10 protein-coding genes are annotated in these 17069 nt (G+C 46.3%); 6 read left to right on the top strand and 4 right to left on the bottom strand.

Going from position 1 to position 17069, the window contains the following annotated elements; all coding sequences use genetic code 11:
* Positions 1-55: 55 nt before the first annotated feature.
* From LJ740_RS04775 to LJ740_RS04750, 6 genes are all read left to right on the top strand, one after another.
* Positions 56-6733, top strand: coding sequence for a pectinesterase family protein (locus LJ740_RS04775; protein WP_229527900.1), 6678 nt, complete (start codon positions 56-58; stop codon positions 6731-6733).
* Between the two features lie 307 nt (positions 6734-7040).
* Entirely contained in the window at positions 7041-9176 is a 2136-nt protein-coding gene (locus LJ740_RS04770; protein WP_229527899.1) for a TonB-dependent siderophore receptor, read from the top strand.
* Positions 9177-9500: 324 nt separating this feature from the next.
* Positions 9501-9788, top strand: coding sequence for a hypothetical protein (locus LJ740_RS04765; protein WP_229527898.1), 288 nt, complete (start codon positions 9501-9503; stop codon positions 9786-9788).
* Positions 9789-11405, top strand: coding sequence for a PepSY-associated TM helix domain-containing protein (locus LJ740_RS04760; protein WP_229527897.1), 1617 nt, complete (start codon positions 9789-9791; stop codon positions 11403-11405). It abuts the gene before it with no gap.
* Positions 11402-11689 (top strand): hypothetical protein, encoded by a 288-nt coding sequence (locus LJ740_RS04755; RefSeq protein WP_229527896.1) that lies wholly within the window; start codon positions 11402-11404, stop codon positions 11687-11689. The genes LJ740_RS04760 and LJ740_RS04755 overlap by 4 nt, the downstream gene beginning before the upstream one ends.
* Positions 11690-12097: 408 nt before the next feature.
* Entirely contained in the window at positions 12098-12361 is a 264-nt protein-coding gene (locus tag LJ740_RS04750; protein ID WP_229527895.1) for a toxin-antitoxin system YwqK family antitoxin, read from the top strand.
* Between the two features lie 54 nt (positions 12362-12415).
* Here LJ740_RS04750 and LJ740_RS04745 read toward each other — a convergent pair whose 3' ends face one another.
* From LJ740_RS04745 to LJ740_RS04730, 4 genes are all read right to left on the bottom strand, one after another.
* Positions 12416-13789: a GTPase/DUF3482 domain-containing protein gene (locus LJ740_RS04745; protein ID WP_229527894.1), complete on the bottom strand. Its 1374-nt coding sequence runs from the start codon at positions 13787-13789 to the stop codon at positions 12416-12418.
* Complete coding sequence (locus tag LJ740_RS04740; RefSeq protein WP_229527893.1) at positions 13786-14856, bottom strand: DUF2868 domain-containing protein; 1071 nt, start codon at positions 14854-14856, stop codon at positions 13786-13788. Before LJ740_RS04740 ends, LJ740_RS04745 begins: the two co-directional genes overlap by 4 nt.
* A gap of 177 nt (positions 14857-15033) precedes the next feature.
* Complete coding sequence (locus LJ740_RS04735) at positions 15034-15414, bottom strand: diacylglycerol kinase (RefSeq protein WP_229527892.1); 381 nt, start codon at positions 15412-15414, stop codon at positions 15034-15036.
* A gap of 12 nt (positions 15415-15426) precedes the next feature.
* Entirely contained in the window at positions 15427-17052 is a 1626-nt protein-coding gene (locus LJ740_RS04730; protein WP_229527891.1) for a phosphoethanolamine transferase, read from the bottom strand.
* Positions 17053-17069 lie beyond the last annotated feature (17 nt).

The raw sequence follows: 17069 nt of genomic DNA, 5'->3' as shown, positions 1-17069 counted from the left end.
GTGGCCTCATGCAGCGCACTCCGGAATTCACGCAAAACCTTTTTAAGGAGAAGACATGAAACTCCGCAATGCAGTCCTGATCGCAGGTGGTTTGATAGCAACCAGCTGTGGTTATGACGAAACCATTAATGTAAAAGAAGCACCGGCTCCCGCTTTGACCGGTGTGTTTGTAGATAGCCCGGTTCAGGGAATTAGCTATAACTCTGAGTCATTTCAAAATGGAAGCACCACCGCAAATGGTGAGTTTTCCTATTTCAGAGGTGACTTTATTACCTTTTCAATCGGGGAGTTAAGCTTTCCCGGTGTACCTGCGTCAGCAGTATTAACCCCACTGGATATGTTCGGCACGGATAACGTGTTCAATCAACCTGTGGTTAATACCTTGCGGTTGTTGCAGGCGCTGGACACCGACGGTGATCCTTCTAACGGCATTAGCATCAGCGACAGCGCTGCCGATGCCGCGCAAATGCTGTTGCAGGATGGTCAAACCGTGGCCGATTTCTTTAATCGTCCGGCAGACGAATTTGCCGCAGACGTGGAAGCCTGGTTGCCGGCTGCCGGTGGTGGCAGCGATACTCTGGTCGATTATGATGCGGCAATATTGCATTTCGTAGAATACCTGGAAACTGAATACGGCACATTGCTGACCAATGCGTTTAATGCGGATGTGATTTCCGGCACCTTATTTCATGCATTTCTGGATGGCAATACACCCGTACTGGCATCCATTACCTTCACGCCATCTGGTGATGATGGACTGAGTGGCAGCTTTATCTACAGCTCAGACGAGGCCGATGTAGCGGGTGAGTACAATTTTGACTTTGGCCGCAGAGCTCTGGCACTCACCGCAGCTGATGAAACTGTTTATCTGATTTCGCGCTCCTTTAATACGGTGAATCAGGTTTATAGCCTGTGTTTTGAAGACGACAGCGCTGGCGCGCTAACGTCCTTAGTCGCCGCTTGTGATGCCGCCGATGATGCGAAAGACAATCTGCTGGTGGTGTCTCAGGAACAGGCAGAAATTGAACTGGCAGCGTTGGAAGAACTGGCGAACTCGGTAGAACCGGCATTGCTGGAAGAGTTTGATACCGATACCACCACATTTTTCTCTTCTGGTTACAAACGCCTGAGTGATGATCCCAACAGTGGGCCATTGTATTTTAAAACCGGCGGTAGCCCGTTACTGGATGCCGAGTTGGGGCAGTTAACTCTGGAAGGCGCGCGCTTTACCATTGGTAACGCGGCTGCAGATCCCGGTCAGTCTACCAGTGGTTCAGATACTTTTGGCACAGGTATTTATAATATCAGCCAGGGTTTTACCATCAGTTTTGACGTGATTTCCCATAACGGTGGCGGCAGCTTCAACATGTATGTTGACAACAACACCACCAGTCAGGGCAATTCAGTACATGGTGACGCATCCAAGTTCTATGGCCTGAGTATCAATGATGAAAATCTGCCTCAGGGCCAGCGATTCGTGTATACCTATGAACCAGGCAGCGATGTTTCCGGCTTACCGGCTGATGATCCTGATGCCCGGATTTTAGATACCAGCATTACTAATTCATTCTTCCAGCTGCGTACCGACAGCAGTGGTCGCATTACCATTGATAACCTGAAGATTGAAACGGTTGCAGATTCTGTGGATGTCGAAATCCCGGAAGAACCTGAAGAGCCGGAAGAACCCACAGAACCAGAGCAACCGGAAATTCCAAACAGCAATTTACCGCTGAACTACGATTTTGTCGGCGTAACTGCGGATATCTTCTCTGAGGAATTCGATTCTCTGACCAATGCACAAGGTGAAACCTTACCTATGTACACCCGTACCGGTGGCTCTGTGAGCGTGGTGGAAGACGGATTACAGATTGACTCCGGACGTTTCACCATAGGTAACAGTACTCCGGATGTGGAAACCAGTGCAGAAGATCAAACTACCTCAGGGGTACTGGATCTGAGTCGCCCATATAAAGTGGTGATGGATATTGTTTATGTCAGTGATCCGGAAGGAAACAACAACTTCCAGATTTATGTGGACAACAACACCAGCAGCAGTGGTAAGTCTATTCATGGCAGTGCCTCCAAATTTTACAGTGAGCTGATCAATACGCTTGAGCCTGGCACTACACTGGAAGTAGAAGGCTTATTGGCAACCCAAAACTCCTTCTTACAACTGCGCACTGAAAGCGGTGGTGTGGTGATTATCAATAATCTGCGCATTGAATATATTGATGCTTTAGTTCTGGCAGACGAAGATTTTGAAACTTCTACGGAGTTATTCTTCACACCTGAATACAAGTCTATTCCGGATGATGCCAGTACCGCACTTTACTCTGTCACTGGCGGTGGTAGTGGTTTAACCATTACAGACGGGCAACTGAGTATCAGCAGCGCCAGATTCAGTTGGGGGAATCGCACCCCAGACACCGAAACGTCAGCAGATGATACCAGCACAACCGGTATCTATGACCTGAGTCGTCCGTACAAGGTGAGCTTTGACTTGATCAGCGCTGACGACCCGGATGGCGACAATCATTTCCAACTGTATGTGGACAACAATACCAGCAGCAGTGGTAAATCCATTCACGGCTCTGCGTCTAAGTTTTATCAGATCCTGATCAATGAGATGCCAGTGGGCGAAAGAATTGTGATTGAAGGCCTGGAAGCTACGGCTTCATCTTTCCTGCAACTGCGCACGGAAAGCGGCGGCACGGTCGTGATTGATAACCTGGCCATTGAATATGAACCGCTGGAAACTGGTCCGTCGATCTTTTCCTGTGACGATGAACCATCGCTGTATTTCTGTGATGATTTTGCTCTGGGTGATTTGTCTAACTGGGAACTGTTAGCCACTGCTGATAACACTGATGGTGCAGTGGGCCAATGGGATACAGTCGAAGACGACAGCAATACCGTATTGCGCTATACCGCAGGCAGTGCCGGTGGTGAAATTATCCGCCTGACGGATGCTGCGATGGCATCCATACCGGATACCGCTGATTATTTTATCGAAGCGCGCATTCGTCCCAGACAAAATAGCACCACGGCGAACAAACAACTGTATCTGTTAGGACGCTACGACAGTGAAGGTAATTGGTACGGTGGCGGTTTAAATCTGCAGAATTCTACTAGCAGTACCCGCGCTGAAGTGGCCATCAGCACTGATGGCTCCATCAGCAGACCGGTGCAGGCATCTACGCCGCTTATCCTGGGTACACAGGATGGTACTGACGGTGTGTGGTATCGCGTTCGTTTTGACCTGCAAGGTGATCTGTTAACCGTGTATTTAGACGGCGAAGAAATGGGCTCTGTGGCTGACAGCAGTTACACGGCGAAAGGTTTGATTGGTATGTTTACCAACAACCGCTCCTTTGAAATCGACGATATCAAAGTTGGCGACCCCACCGTTAAGCCGGTTCAGCTGACGCTGGACTACAAGTCACCCGAATGGCAAACCACCACCACCAGTGACCCTCTGTATGTTTATGTAACTGCGGTGCAAAATGACGGTGTCACCGAAGACAGCTTTAGCGCAACCTCATCTGACAGTGCCGTAGTCAGTGTTACCGTTGACGCCAGCAATGTTATTTTAACGCCGGTTGGCGCTGGTACGGCCACAGTGACCTTTGTCAGTGGCTCTGACGATAGTTTGCGTAAAACTATTGACGTCAGCGTCGAAGAAGGCTTTGTTATGCCGGTTTCTGAATATGGTGATATCAGCAGCCGTGTATCCCCGGTGATCAACACGCAAAACGCGTATATTGATACCAGCCTGAGCATCACCTTCGACAGCCCACCTACTCTGGGTGAGGTAGGCGAGGTCAGAGTGTATGCTGCCAGTGACAACAGTATTGTTGATGTGATTTCTCTTGGCGGCGAAATTGATAACATCGGTTATCAGGGCCAGGATCGCGTGCGCCGCGTTAACTATCGTCCGCTGACGATAAGCGGCAACACCTTAACCGTTAAACTGCACACAGCTGCACTGGATTACAACAGTGATTATTATGTGGCTATCGGTGAAGGTGTGGTTACCGGCACCACCTTAAACGGTGCCGATTTTACCGGTCTGGGCGCCAATACGGGTTGGCAATTCAGCACCAAAGAAATTGCGCCTGCCGGTACAGATATTACCGTGGATGATGACGGTAACGCAGACTTCAGAACCGTACAGGGTGCACTGAACTACGTTATGCAACATGTGGGCAGAGATGACGCTGCCACCATTACCATTAAATCCGGCCAATACAACGAACTTCTGTACCTGCGCAACAAAAACAATCTCACCATTCAGGGTGAAGATCGCGCAGCCAGCCTGGTGTATTACGACAACTATGAGTCCTTTAATGGCGGCACAGGTGGCAGCGAGCCGCTGAGCACTGGCACGCCAGGAGGAGGCCGTAGCGTCTTCTTAGTGGAAGGTGCCGACAACCTGTTGCTCAACAACTTTACCCTGAAAAACAGTCATATTCGGGATAACGTCAACTCTAATCAGGCGGAAACCATATATTTCAATAGTACTGGTCGTCTGACAGCCAACAACATGAACTTCTACAGTGAGCAAGATACGCTACTGTTAAAAGGTTATGCCTGGTTCTACAACTCATTGGTGGCAGGTAATGTGGACTTTATCTGGGGTTATGCCACAGCTGCATTATTTGAAGAAAGTGAGATCCGTAGCATTGGTGATTCTAAATACGGTGCCGATGAAGATAGCCCTGGTGGCTATGTATTGCAGGCTCGTGTTCAAAATGCCGATGATCCGGGGTTTGTGTTCCTGAACAGTGAATTTACCTCTGGCCCTGGTCCATTAGGTAACCTGGTGTTAGATGATTCTACTTACATCGCGCGCAGTGGCGGTAACAGCAACTACTTTGATAACGTGACCCTGATCAACAATAAGTTCGGGCCACACATTGCGGGCGTGGGCTGGGCCTACAATGGTATTAATGGTCAACCTGCACCGAATCCGGACCCTGCCACTGCTAATGCCGGCTGGCGTGAGTATGGCAGTATGGATTTAGAGGGTAACCCACTGGATCTCTCTGCCCGAGCTGGTGGCTACATACTGACTCAGGACGAAGCGGTTGCCTTTAGCACCCGGGCTGCGGTATTTGCCGGCTACGACAGCGGCGCAGGCTGGACACCTTCTGCGGTGGAAGCTCCAACGATTGAAGAAGACCTGACAGACCTGGGCTTCGCAGGTTATAACTTCGAGGTAACAGGTGGTGCCGGTGGCACTGTGGTTACCGTAGATAACGGCCTGTCTTTAATCAATGCGCTGGATACTGCCAGTGCCGCCAATGTACCGGTGACGATCTATGTAGATGGCACGATTACTGACGCCAACAGCGGTGGCTCGGGACGTTCTATCGAAATCAAAGATATGGACAACGTTTCAATTATCGGTGTGGCTGACAGAGGTGAGTTTGATGGTATTGGCATTTCCATCCGTCGTGCCAACAACATCATTATTCAGAACCTGAAAATTCATCATGTGTTGACAGGCGGCAAAGATGCCATTTCCATTGAAGGCGATGACGATGGCTCCACCACCAGTCGTATCTGGATTGATCACAACGAGTTATACAGCACCCTGGATGTTGATAAGGACTATTACGATGGTCTGATCGACAGCAAATCAGGTGCGCGCTATATCACCATTTCTTACAACTACCTGCACGATCACTGGAAAGGTTCGTTGCACGGTCATACGGATAACGATACCAGTAACACTGAGCGTTTTATTACCTTCCATCACAATCGCTTCGAGAATATCGAGTCGCGTTTACCACTGTTCAGATTTGGTTATGGTCATTTGTATAACAACTACTATAACAACATCTCTTCATCCGGTATGAACTCGCGCATGGGAGCGGAATTACAGATACAAAATAACGTATTTGAAAATACCAAAAACCCCATCGTATCCTTCTATTCTGAGCAAATTGGTTACTGGAATACTTCTGGCAACCTGTTTGGTGATGGTGTTGTCTGGTCAACTCCGGCTGACGGAGACGTGAGTGCCGGACCTGATGCCGAACCAACCAGTAGTTATGAAGTGCCTTACGATTACCAGTTGGATCCCGCTGATGTGGTGAAGAACAAGGTAATTAACAATGCCGGTGTTGGTAAAATCGACCAGTCTGGCCTGGAAATCCCGGCAATAGAGCAGGGCGGTGGTGAAGGTGAAGGCAACGGTGAAGCGACTGACGTTAGCCTGCCGTTTGCTGAGGACTTTAGTGCGGCAGATAAAGACAGCTTTTTCAGCGCCGACTATAAATCATTACCGGAAGACAGCAGTGCACCACTGTACAACGTTACCGGCGGCGGCAGCGGCATAGTACTGGAAAATGGCGAGATATCGCTCACCAGTGCGCGCTTTACCCTGGGCGAAAGCAATCCGGGTACAGACACGTCTGCTGATGACACGTCAGTAAGTGGTGTCTTTGATTTAAGCCAGCCGTACCGAATAGTGGTGGATGTCGTTAGTACTTTAGATCCGGATGCCGACAACAACTTCCAGATCTATGTGGACAACAACACCAGTAGCAGCAGTAAGTCTCATCTGGGCGGCGGTTCTAAATTCTACCAGACGCTAATTACCGAATTAAGTTTGGGAACCTTAACCGTAGAAGGACCGGTGGCAACCGCAAACTCCTTTATTCAGCTGCGCACAGAAAGTGGCGGTACCGTGGTACTGGACAATCTGCGCATTGAATATCTGGATTAACCTTCACTCAATGTAATTTATCAAACCACCTGTTTCGGCAGGTGGTTTTTTAGTTTCTACACTTGTCTCTCAATTCAATTCAATTCAATTCAGTTCGCTTTATATTGACCACAAAGGGGATTGTCCGAATCCCGGGTGTATTTTTAGCCTATGCATTTTTTAGACTGTAAATTATTGGATAAATAACAGTAAAAACAAAAATAACGCAAATAAATACGCAAATACGAATAATTATCAATTGAAATGTTTGTTTCTCTATTTATAATGTAGGCGTTTACATAAACACACGCAATTTATAGAGAACCGAATGACTAAAAAGCACTTTTTCGCACTGTCGCCAATTATGTTGGCATTCAGCCTTGAAGCACAAACAACCGATTCGACTCAAGCGCAAACTGCTGCAGACGCAGAAAAAAGCATTGAACGCATCCGCATTGTAGAAAGCCGAATTCAACGTATTAGCTCAGGTGCAACAGGTTTAGGTCTGGATAGCTTCGATACCCCGCAATCGTTGTCAATCCTGGAAGGCGAGACCATCGCTGACTATAACCTGACGGATATCAATAGCCTGTTCAAAAATGTAACCGGTATCAATGTTGATTCCACTGAAACTGATCGTACCTATTTCAATGCCAGAGGTTTTGACATCACCAGTATGCATGTTGATGGTGCTGGTATCCCGTTTGGCGATATTTTTGTTGGTGATCTGGATACCGCCATGTATGAAAAAGTGGAATTTATCCGTGGTTCAAATGGCCTTATTACTGGATTAGGCAATCCATCCGGTACTGTTAACTATGTCAGAAAGCGCCCTGGAAATGATACTCAGGCCAGTATTGATTTGACTGTAGGTCGCTGGTCAAATGTACGCGCTGTTGTCGATGTTTCAACGCCACTGACTGAATCTGGTAGCTGGGCAGCACGTGCAGTAGTCGTACATCAGGACAAAGAAAGTTGGCTGGATCACTATGCAAACAACCGCTCTGTTTTTTACGGTGTTGTTGATGGACAGTTAAGTGACGATGTAACAATTACCTTTGGCTATTCTCATCAGGACAACAACAGCGATGGTGTAACCTGGGGTGCTATTCCATTAATTTATGCTGACGGTACTCAAACGGATTTTTCTGTTGCCACCACAACGGCAATGGACTGGACCTATTGGGATACCCTGAATAAAACCGCATTTGCCGAACTGAGCTGGTATATCACCGACGATTTACAGTACACCAGTAAAGTCAATCACATTAAATACGAAGATCAGTCTGAACTATTTTACACCTATTACAACACCGGATTGGATGCTGACACAGGCTTAGGTATGCTGGGTTATCCGGGTAAATTTACCTCTGATGAAGACACCCTGATTTGGGATAACAATCTGCAGGGTAGCTTTATGGCCTGGGGACTGGAGCACACTTTTAATCTGGGAGTCAGTTTAGCCGACGCAGAAACCAGTGATATGGACTTTGGCGCGTTAAGCGGCTTTGACGTGATGCCTGGATTACCTGGTTGGAATGGCACTGAAGTTGCCAGACCTGCATGGGCTCCAGCTTATGAAGCCGGATTTACCGATATTTCCCTCAATCGTTTTTACGGTGCTATGCAACTGGCTGTTACCGAAGCCTTTGAATTAGTCGTTGGGGCCAGCTTCGTTGATTACGAAAACGAAGGTGAGTCATGGGGCGCGTCTACGTCTACCACAGAAGACGGCAGCAGCCCATACCTGGGTTTTACCTGGGAAGTGATGGAAGATCTTAACCTGTACGGTAGTTACAGTGATATTTATCAACCTCAGTACTACCTGAACGAAGATTTACAGCCACTGGGTTCGGCAGAAGGGCGCAGTTATGAAATGGGCCTTAAGAAGCGTTTCGATAATAACTTCCTGGTGAGTTTAGCGGTATTCAGAACAGAACAAGAAAACTTGTATGAATTCATTGAATATGGCGATGGCGACGGTATTGATGATGACGATTATTCTGATGACTTTAACTACGCCCTGTATCGCGGTGTAACCGTTGACTCTAATGGTTTTGAGTTAGAGTTCTCCGGAAAGATGAATAAGGAATGGACGTTGCAGGGTGGTTTTACCGTGCTGACTATGGATGATGAAAATGGCGACGAAGCCAGAACCTTTATTCCGCGCAGAACCATCAAGCTATTGGCCGATTATTCGCCTCAATGGGAAGAAAAGCTGCACGCCGGTATTTCTGTCAGATGGCAAAGTGAAATATATAACGATACCGCGTATGGCCGTATAACACAGGACAGTTACGGACTATTAGGTGGCTACGTGCGTTATCAGTTTAATGAACAAATCGCACTGGCTTTAAACCTTGAAAACATAACGGACGAGCAGTACATCAATTCTGTGCGTACTGATCAGGGTTTTTATGGTTCCCCGACCAACTACAGTCTGACATTGCGTTGGGATTATTAATCGCCAACATTGTAAAGCGTTCGGTAGGCAGTGTTTAGGGTTTTTACGGGTCTCCTTAAGCACTGTATGTCTCGCTCCGGTTTGAGTTGCCAAGTTCCACCTCATTCCGGAGCGAGACCCGCCGAATATTTCAAACGACGCCCAGGCCAACCACTGTTTTAATACATCCTCGTATTAAAATTAATAATGCTTCTCATTAATACTTTCAGTTTTTCGTCAATCTAGTAAACTTAGGGCAAAGTTAATCAATCAAATGTAATCGCTTTCAGTTTGTCGTGGATAACACGCAACAGCCAGAGCAATTGCAATGACCAGGAAAACGCTTTGAGTTCTATATCTAATTCCTTCCTTGCCAGTAAACGTTTCTGGCTCACAGGACCCGTGACGCTGGTAGTGGCATTGGTTGTCATGTTGGCTATGGCTGCCTGGTTCCCACCGGGTGCCGGCAAAGTTAATAACATCGTGATGCCATTAGTAATGTTTCCACTTATCTGGTCGGCGTTGTTTTTCTACACTTATCTGACCGACAAGTTAGCGAAAGCCGGATGGATTATGCTGGCGCTGTTCCTGGTGAACAGCGTTGTTTTAGCGTTGCAATTTTGGGGTGCATAAATGACTGATAAAAACACAGAGATTCGTTCCAAAGCCAAAGCGCTTTTAAGTCTACATTCCTGGTCGGGCATTGTGCTGGGGATGTTGTTATACGCGGTAATCTTTACCGGCACTGTGGCGGTGGTTTCAGACGAAATCGGCGAATGGTCTAACAGCAATCACCACATCAATCTGATGTTGAGCAGTGATCTGGATGGCACCATCAAAGGGCTAACCGAAAAGACACCGGCTGAATACCATGAAGAGATTTCCATCTATGAAAATCATCGCCAGCAACTGGTGTATTTCTTTCATACCCATCGCCAGAATCCATCCGGTGACATGGACGAATATGGCATTCAATACATTGTCGATCCGCAAGGTGAGGTGGTGTTGCAGCAAGAGGGATTCAGTTCCGAACTCTACGCACAGGATGACAGCAACGCCCTTAGCCGGTTCTTAGTGGCAATTCACACAGAATTACATATTCCGCCACCCTGGGGATTACTGCTTACCGGTATTCTCGGACTGGCCATGCTGATTGCGGCGGTATCTGGTTTTATGATGCACCGTCACTTGTTTACTGACATGTTCTCTATTCGCAAACAACGAGACGGCAAAGCGCTGAAACGAGATTCCCATACTGTGGCCGGAACCTGGAGCATACCGTTTGCGATATTACTGGCCTTTACCGGTAGCTTCTTCAGTTTCGCGACAGCCTTTGGTTTACCGGCCATGGCGGTAGTGGCCTTTGGCGGTGATCAGGAAGCTATGATGCATACCCTGGTCGGCGAACAGCAGGAAAAAAGCGAAGCACCGTTAGCGTCTGCCAATATTAATACTATGGTGGCGGATTCCGCACAGCGGGAGTCCATTGCGCCTATTTTTGTGGTGGCGTCTCACTGGGGCACCGAATCGGCCAGCCTGCTTACCTTTTTTATGCCTAATGAAGGGGGCGTCGGTTTTGAACAGTTGGTGTACAACGGCACCAATGGCGAGTTTGAAGAATACAAACCTCAGGTAGGTACAGTACCCTCTGCGGGCAGCGCCATAATGTCTCTGATTTATCCCATTCATTTTGGAACCTTTGCGGGGTTGATTTCTAAAATCATCTGGATCAGTTTAGGCGTGGCCTCCTGTTATGTGACCGTGACCGGCCTGCAGTTATACGCCTACCGCAATGAAAAATCCGAAACAGACTGGCGTTGGTTTAGTCGTTTTTGTGTCTGGGGCTTTTACGGGCTGCCTTTGTGCTCCCTTAGCAGCGCTATTGGCTTTTTTATCAGTGGCGGTTTGGCCCTCAATCAAAGTTTCTGGACGCCGGTATCTTTTGTTATTGCCGCCGGTGTTATAACGCTCGTATCACTGCTGATTAAAAATGTGAATACCCTGAAAAACTTGCTGCTGGCAGCCAATGGCCTGTTCTGTTTGTTGTTGCCACTGTTTCGCTATGTCACCTCGGATGTGGGCTGGCTGCAAGCGGCACAAAACGACATGATAGCGATGTTGTTTATTGATCTGACGATGCTGTTTTGTGGTGCCTGGTGCGTGTTTGGGTTATATCGGGCGAAAGCCAGCAACGAAAAACATACGGCTCAGGAAGAGACGCTGGCGGACCAACAGGAGGCCATGTCATGAATCACCTGATACAAACATTACCTTTTATTATCTTTGCCATTGTGATTGTGATGTTGTTGGCTCACTCAGACCCCAGACGAAGACAGCTATTTGAAAAATCAGATGTTAAACGCAGGGTAGATATTCAGGTGCCAGTCCAGGCCAGAAAATGGTTAGCCTGGAGTCTGGTACTCCCGCTGATTGCGTTAACTCTGATGGCAAACTACGCCGGTATTTTGATGTACGCCGGAGCCTTAACGGTTATCGGTTGGCTGGTGAGTGAACTACCGGCATCGGTTGTATAAAGATTCACTGAAGTTTAAATTCAACAACCAGGGCTATTTAGCCCTAGTTTTATTTGAGCCACCAGGTTGCTTTGAATGCCGAACATGCAGGAGTAAAAAACAGCTGATGGTGTCAGATTGAGTACTCAGTACTTTGATGGTGCTTTTTCGAAAGGGCGTTCACCTTCATCCCTCATTTAGCCCTGACGTGAGTCAATATAAGCCTCATTCGGAGAATCTAGAAGACCGTCAATGAACGTACTTCGAACAGAACCGTGATGCGTTATTTAACCATTTTAAAAGGGGTGTTATGTTAAGGTTATACACTGACTGGTATTAGCCTGGTATAGCTTGGCTCTATAACTATCGGGCTCAATGAGTGTATTAATTGACGGTAAGGTGAAAGTCTAATTTTTGGCGAAATCAGTGATGAGTAAAGAAACACCACAAGAATTTATACAATGTCACAAAGACGGATCGCTTTGGGCGAAGGGGCAGGTGATAGGTAACACTCCGGTCGGCTACTGGGAGTGGTATAGGAAAGATGGGACAAGGATGCGTTCAGGTAGTTTCGATAATGGTTTCCAGGTTGGTGAGTGGACGACATACGATAAAAATGGAGCAGTCTACAAGGTCACTGATATGAAAGATGGTAAAAAGAACGCTCAAAAAGCTACCGTTGAGTTGAGTTAACACAAATTCGTTGCACGTTTTTCACCGGGACAGTTCGCAAACCAGTTTTTCCGGCTAAAACGCCTTCATCACCTGGGTCAGAATCGCTCTTAAATCTTTTGGTGGTCGCTGCTTTACCAGTTTGTCGCATGCAACGTTGAGGGATTTTTTCAGGTCGCTTTCCATGTTGCTCACCATCTTCTGAAAATCCTGAGAGGACAGGGAAAGGGCACTGCGATTGGCGTGGTTGAGATTGCAAACCTGTTTGTGGAAATATAAAAAGCGGCCAAGGATCACGTAGGGGAAGTTGGCGTTTTTCATGGGGCCATGGGATGCATTCCAACCGCCGGTTTTTAAGCCTTTTATTTTCATACTGGCGATTTTATTGGGGAATATCGCTGCGCCAAAGGCACCGACTGCACCACCACCCAGCGCACCTAACATCAAAGAACTTCCACCTGTGACTATGTCCAAAGTGGCGCCACCCATGGCGCCGGTTAGTGCTGTGGCGGCTATTAATTGTTGTTTGTTCAGACCCCAAAGATACCATTGTTCCACCTCAAACAGATTGGGTGGAAAGGTTAGTTCATCGCCGGACAGTGCGGTGTTTTGGTGTTGGTATACCGATAACACCTGATTAAAGGCGTCCTGCTCACGCTGTTTTATCCATTGCTCAAATTGCAGTTTTAGTGGTAGTGCTAGGGTGTTGGCTTGCGATTTAGACAAGACTTTTTGTGCCACGCTGTAACTGCACACGTCCCGCAACAATTGCTCCAGAATACTGGCGCTATGCAGTAATTGATTTTGTCGTCTGGTTTGCAGGTCGTTGCTGATGTTATTCAGTTGCTCCTGCCAATTTTCATTCAGGTGGGCAAAGGTTCTGAATAGCGCATTTTGCTTGTCAAATTCCGCTGTCATAGGGTTGAATACTTTTACTGAGTTAAAGTATTGGCCCAGCGCGTTTTGCCATTGCTCTATGTACATTTCATTTTCGATGGGATTGATCAGCGCCATTCTGGGCTGACCGCTCCACCTTAATATTTCCATCTCGAATTCGTATTCCGGACCATAGGGCCTTGAGCCGTCCACCACGTAGATGATGGCGGAGCCTGCAACTACTGGTGAGAGTAATCGCACCTCATCGGGAAATGCCGCCTGGCATTCAGGTGATGCGACGAACATGGCAACGGTATTGGCCCTGTCGCTGGCATCTTTGACGTGACTTTCCAGCCACTTCAGCGCTTTAAATGGTCTTTGAAACCCTGGCGTATCCACCAATACCAGTTTGCCGCTGGGCATATTGATTTCATAGCGATCCGCATGTTCGGTGGTACCGCTGCGCTGACTGATGGCAACCTGATCGGTTTGGGCCAGGGTGGCAACGATACTGGATTTACCTTTATTGGGATGCCCAACGACGGTGAATGTCGGTATTGATAGGTTACTCATGAGTGTAAATCTCCGACATAAAGTGTCCACTGAGGCGTTGTTGCGACAAATCGCTGCCACTCATCAAGGTGTTGCGGCTTTGGTGGCGCGATAACATCGCTTTGTAGCTCCACCGGGCAAATTAAGCCCGCGTTACCGTCCAGATAATCTTTTAACTCCTCAAGGGGCGGTTCCCAGGCTTTCACTAAAACAAGAAGATTGATGTTGTCTTTAGAGAGTGAAGTGGTTTCGTCTGCCAGCGGTCCGGCGTTAATAACCGGTTGTTGTTGCAGCCGGGGCGACAATTGCTCGAGCACAGATGCAGAGAACCCCGCCCAGTTAACGACAGTAAACTCATGAGGCAGTGTTTTCGTCCACTTTGACGAAGATGCCTGCATCTGCTCGGTTGGACCGACATTAGCTCGGAGGTTGGGTTTTGCCACGGCATTTTTAATGCGCAAACGCAAATACCCCATCATGAGAATCCGGAGTAAAAGTGCGTAACAAAGCTGGCAGGCCATGATAAACGGCCACCAGTCAGAAAATGGCATAGCTTCACCAGTATGAACGAGTAACCTTGAATCTTGTGAAGAGGCCAGTAAAGCCATTGTGGGTTGTGCCGACTCCCAAAAATACCAGGGCAACGCAATGAATTCTAATAAAGGGAGCAGAACTTCCGGTGTCAGCAATGTGCTGCGCCAGACAAAGTGCATATCGGTAAAAACCAGCAATAGCAGCAGAGCCAGAATACTCCCTACAGCCAGCCCGACGCCGGCATACTGTCCATGGTATAAGACCACCAGTTTTCTGACTTTATCATCGACGCCAACCGGTGACTTCCCAAGTAGAAACACGAACCGGGTTTTTAACTGTTCTATTACCAGTGGTTCTTTTAAGGTAAGAGGCAAAATAGACAGCAGAGCGCCCAATACCGGTACCCCGACAAAAAGACCTAATAAAATTAAAATATTAACCTGACCGTACTGATCGCCGGCGAGCAAAAAGACACTGCACAAAAAGCCCAGTGCAATGCCTGCCATCAGGGCGGTATGCTGAGTGTCAAAGGATGATTTTGTAATTGTTTGCAATGGTTATCCTGTTGATATTACACGGTTATGGAGCTGGTAACGTATTGAATACGTTTAATATTATCTTATCCATTTTCCTTTTTATATCTCTAGTGAAGGCTTAATTTGTGAAAATAATTTGTTGTTTAGATTTTTTTGACGGTGATTAAGTTTATCAAGTGATTGGCTGTTTTATTTTCAGTACAGGTTACTTATCAGAATGCTAGCCCAAACAAGGATACAGATCGTAATTGCGATAAACACTGCCGCTGATCCAAGATCTTTTGCTAAACCCGATAAGGAATTAATATCCAGACTTATTCTATCAATACATGCTTCTATAGCAGTATTCACTATTTCAGCAAAGATCACCCCAAGAACCGAGATCACAAGGGCTAACCTTTCATACAAAGTAATTGACCACATTGTTGCTATTGTGATTGAAAAAAATAAAAGAACTATTTCCTGTTTAAATGCCGATTCATTCTTTAATAGCCATTTGATAGCGCTAACAGAGTTGTTTAGTGCTAACTTTAACCTGGTAATGCCTACCGGTTTATTAATATTGTCAAATTGCATATTTTGATTCTCTTATGATTTTATTGTGCAGGGTTTAAGAATATCCAAATCAGGTATATAAGTCGGAGTTTCAACCGAACTTATGCCAAGCAATGTGTCAAACAAATTGTCATGTGAGTAGGGTAATTTTGACAATTGACCAATACATTTATTGAACTCAGGTTGTTGTAACTGATTACTCCAGTAAATCATAGGTATGTGGGTTTGTTCTTCCGGAGCTAGTGCATAGGGGAAGCCATGTAAATACAGTCCTTTCTCCCCCAGTGACTCACCATGATCAGAAATATACAAAAACGTTTTTTGCTCTGCGTTTAAGGAATCCAGTGTATGTATTAATTTGCTCAATACATAGTCTGTATAAACAATAGTATTATCGTAAGTGTTTATCAGAGTTGATGTTTCACAATTCTGTATATCACTGCGGGGACAATCAGGATTAAATTGACGTTTTTCTGCAGGGTATCTCCTGAAGTAAGTTGGACCGTGAGATCCAATCATGTGCAAAACAATAAGTTGATGGGCTGATGTTGAGCTAATAAGCAGTGATTTGAGTTTGTTTACTAAAACTTCATCAAAGCAATAGTGACCATCACACAAAGGATTATCGCTGTTTGGGGGTATTTGTACCGTCTTCAGCCGAGCACAAACACCTTTGCAACTGCTGTTGTTATCAATCCAGGTCACATCAACACCACTCCGTTGAATGATATCGAGAACATTTTCCTGACTTTGAGATATGCGAGCGTCGTAATTATGGCGATTAAGTCGAGAAAACATGCAGGGTACAGAAATGGCTGTTGCAGTGCCGCAGGCTTTAACTTTTGAAAAATATTTCACATTAAGTTGTCTGGTGTAAGGATTGGTTTGGCGATGATATCCTTGATAGAAAAAACTTTTTGCTCTTGCTGTTTCTCCCACAACCACCAAGGTGATGGATTTGGCTGGTCCGGATTTTCGGATGGGATGACTATCCAACAGACGAAATGGTAGTGGCGGATAAAAGTAGTTGTTACGTAAGTACTTAAAGCCTGCAGTATAAAAAGCAAAAGGCACGATATAGCTGGTCAAATCTCTATGATTGCGTCCCGTTGATGCGTAGTCTTGATAAAACGGCACAGCTGTAACGCCGCAGACAAAGATAGATACCAGGTTCAGAATTAAAAAACTCTTCAAACGATTTCTAAAGTTGCCGATTATCTTAAGCCTGCACAAAAATATCGAAGGCAAAATTCCCAGTAAACACAAAAATACAAAAAATTCTAAACTCAAATAGGAAAGTACTTCACCAGTGTTAGTTTCAACGACATTCTGGACCATGCTTTTGTCGAATATTACACCGTAGTTTATTGTTGCATAGAACAGTATTGCGGAGAGTATTACGCTGATAGCTGCAACGGGTTTGACGTAGGTTATCAACGATAACCAACTGATGAGAATTACGCTTAACGCCGTTAACAGTATTGGTATTGATAACATGAACAACCAATTAATTGTCTCTGTATTTAGTGTAATTGCTGAATACGTCTTGTATATAAATGGTCCGTTAAACAGCAATACAATATAAACAGAGACTAGCATTACAAATTTTGAGTAGGTCAAATAGGGCAGCGGATACGGTTTCCCGACAAGAATATTCATAGGTGTCTCAATAAAGA

Origin of the sequence: Planctobacterium marinum (genome assembly GCF_020687805.1) — a bacterium.
In the GTDB taxonomy this organism is placed as follows: domain Bacteria; phylum Pseudomonadota; class Gammaproteobacteria; order Enterobacterales; family Alteromonadaceae; genus Planctobacterium; species Planctobacterium marinum.
Note: the sequence above shows the minus strand (reverse complement) of the source record. Positions and strands in the feature narration are given on the sequence as shown.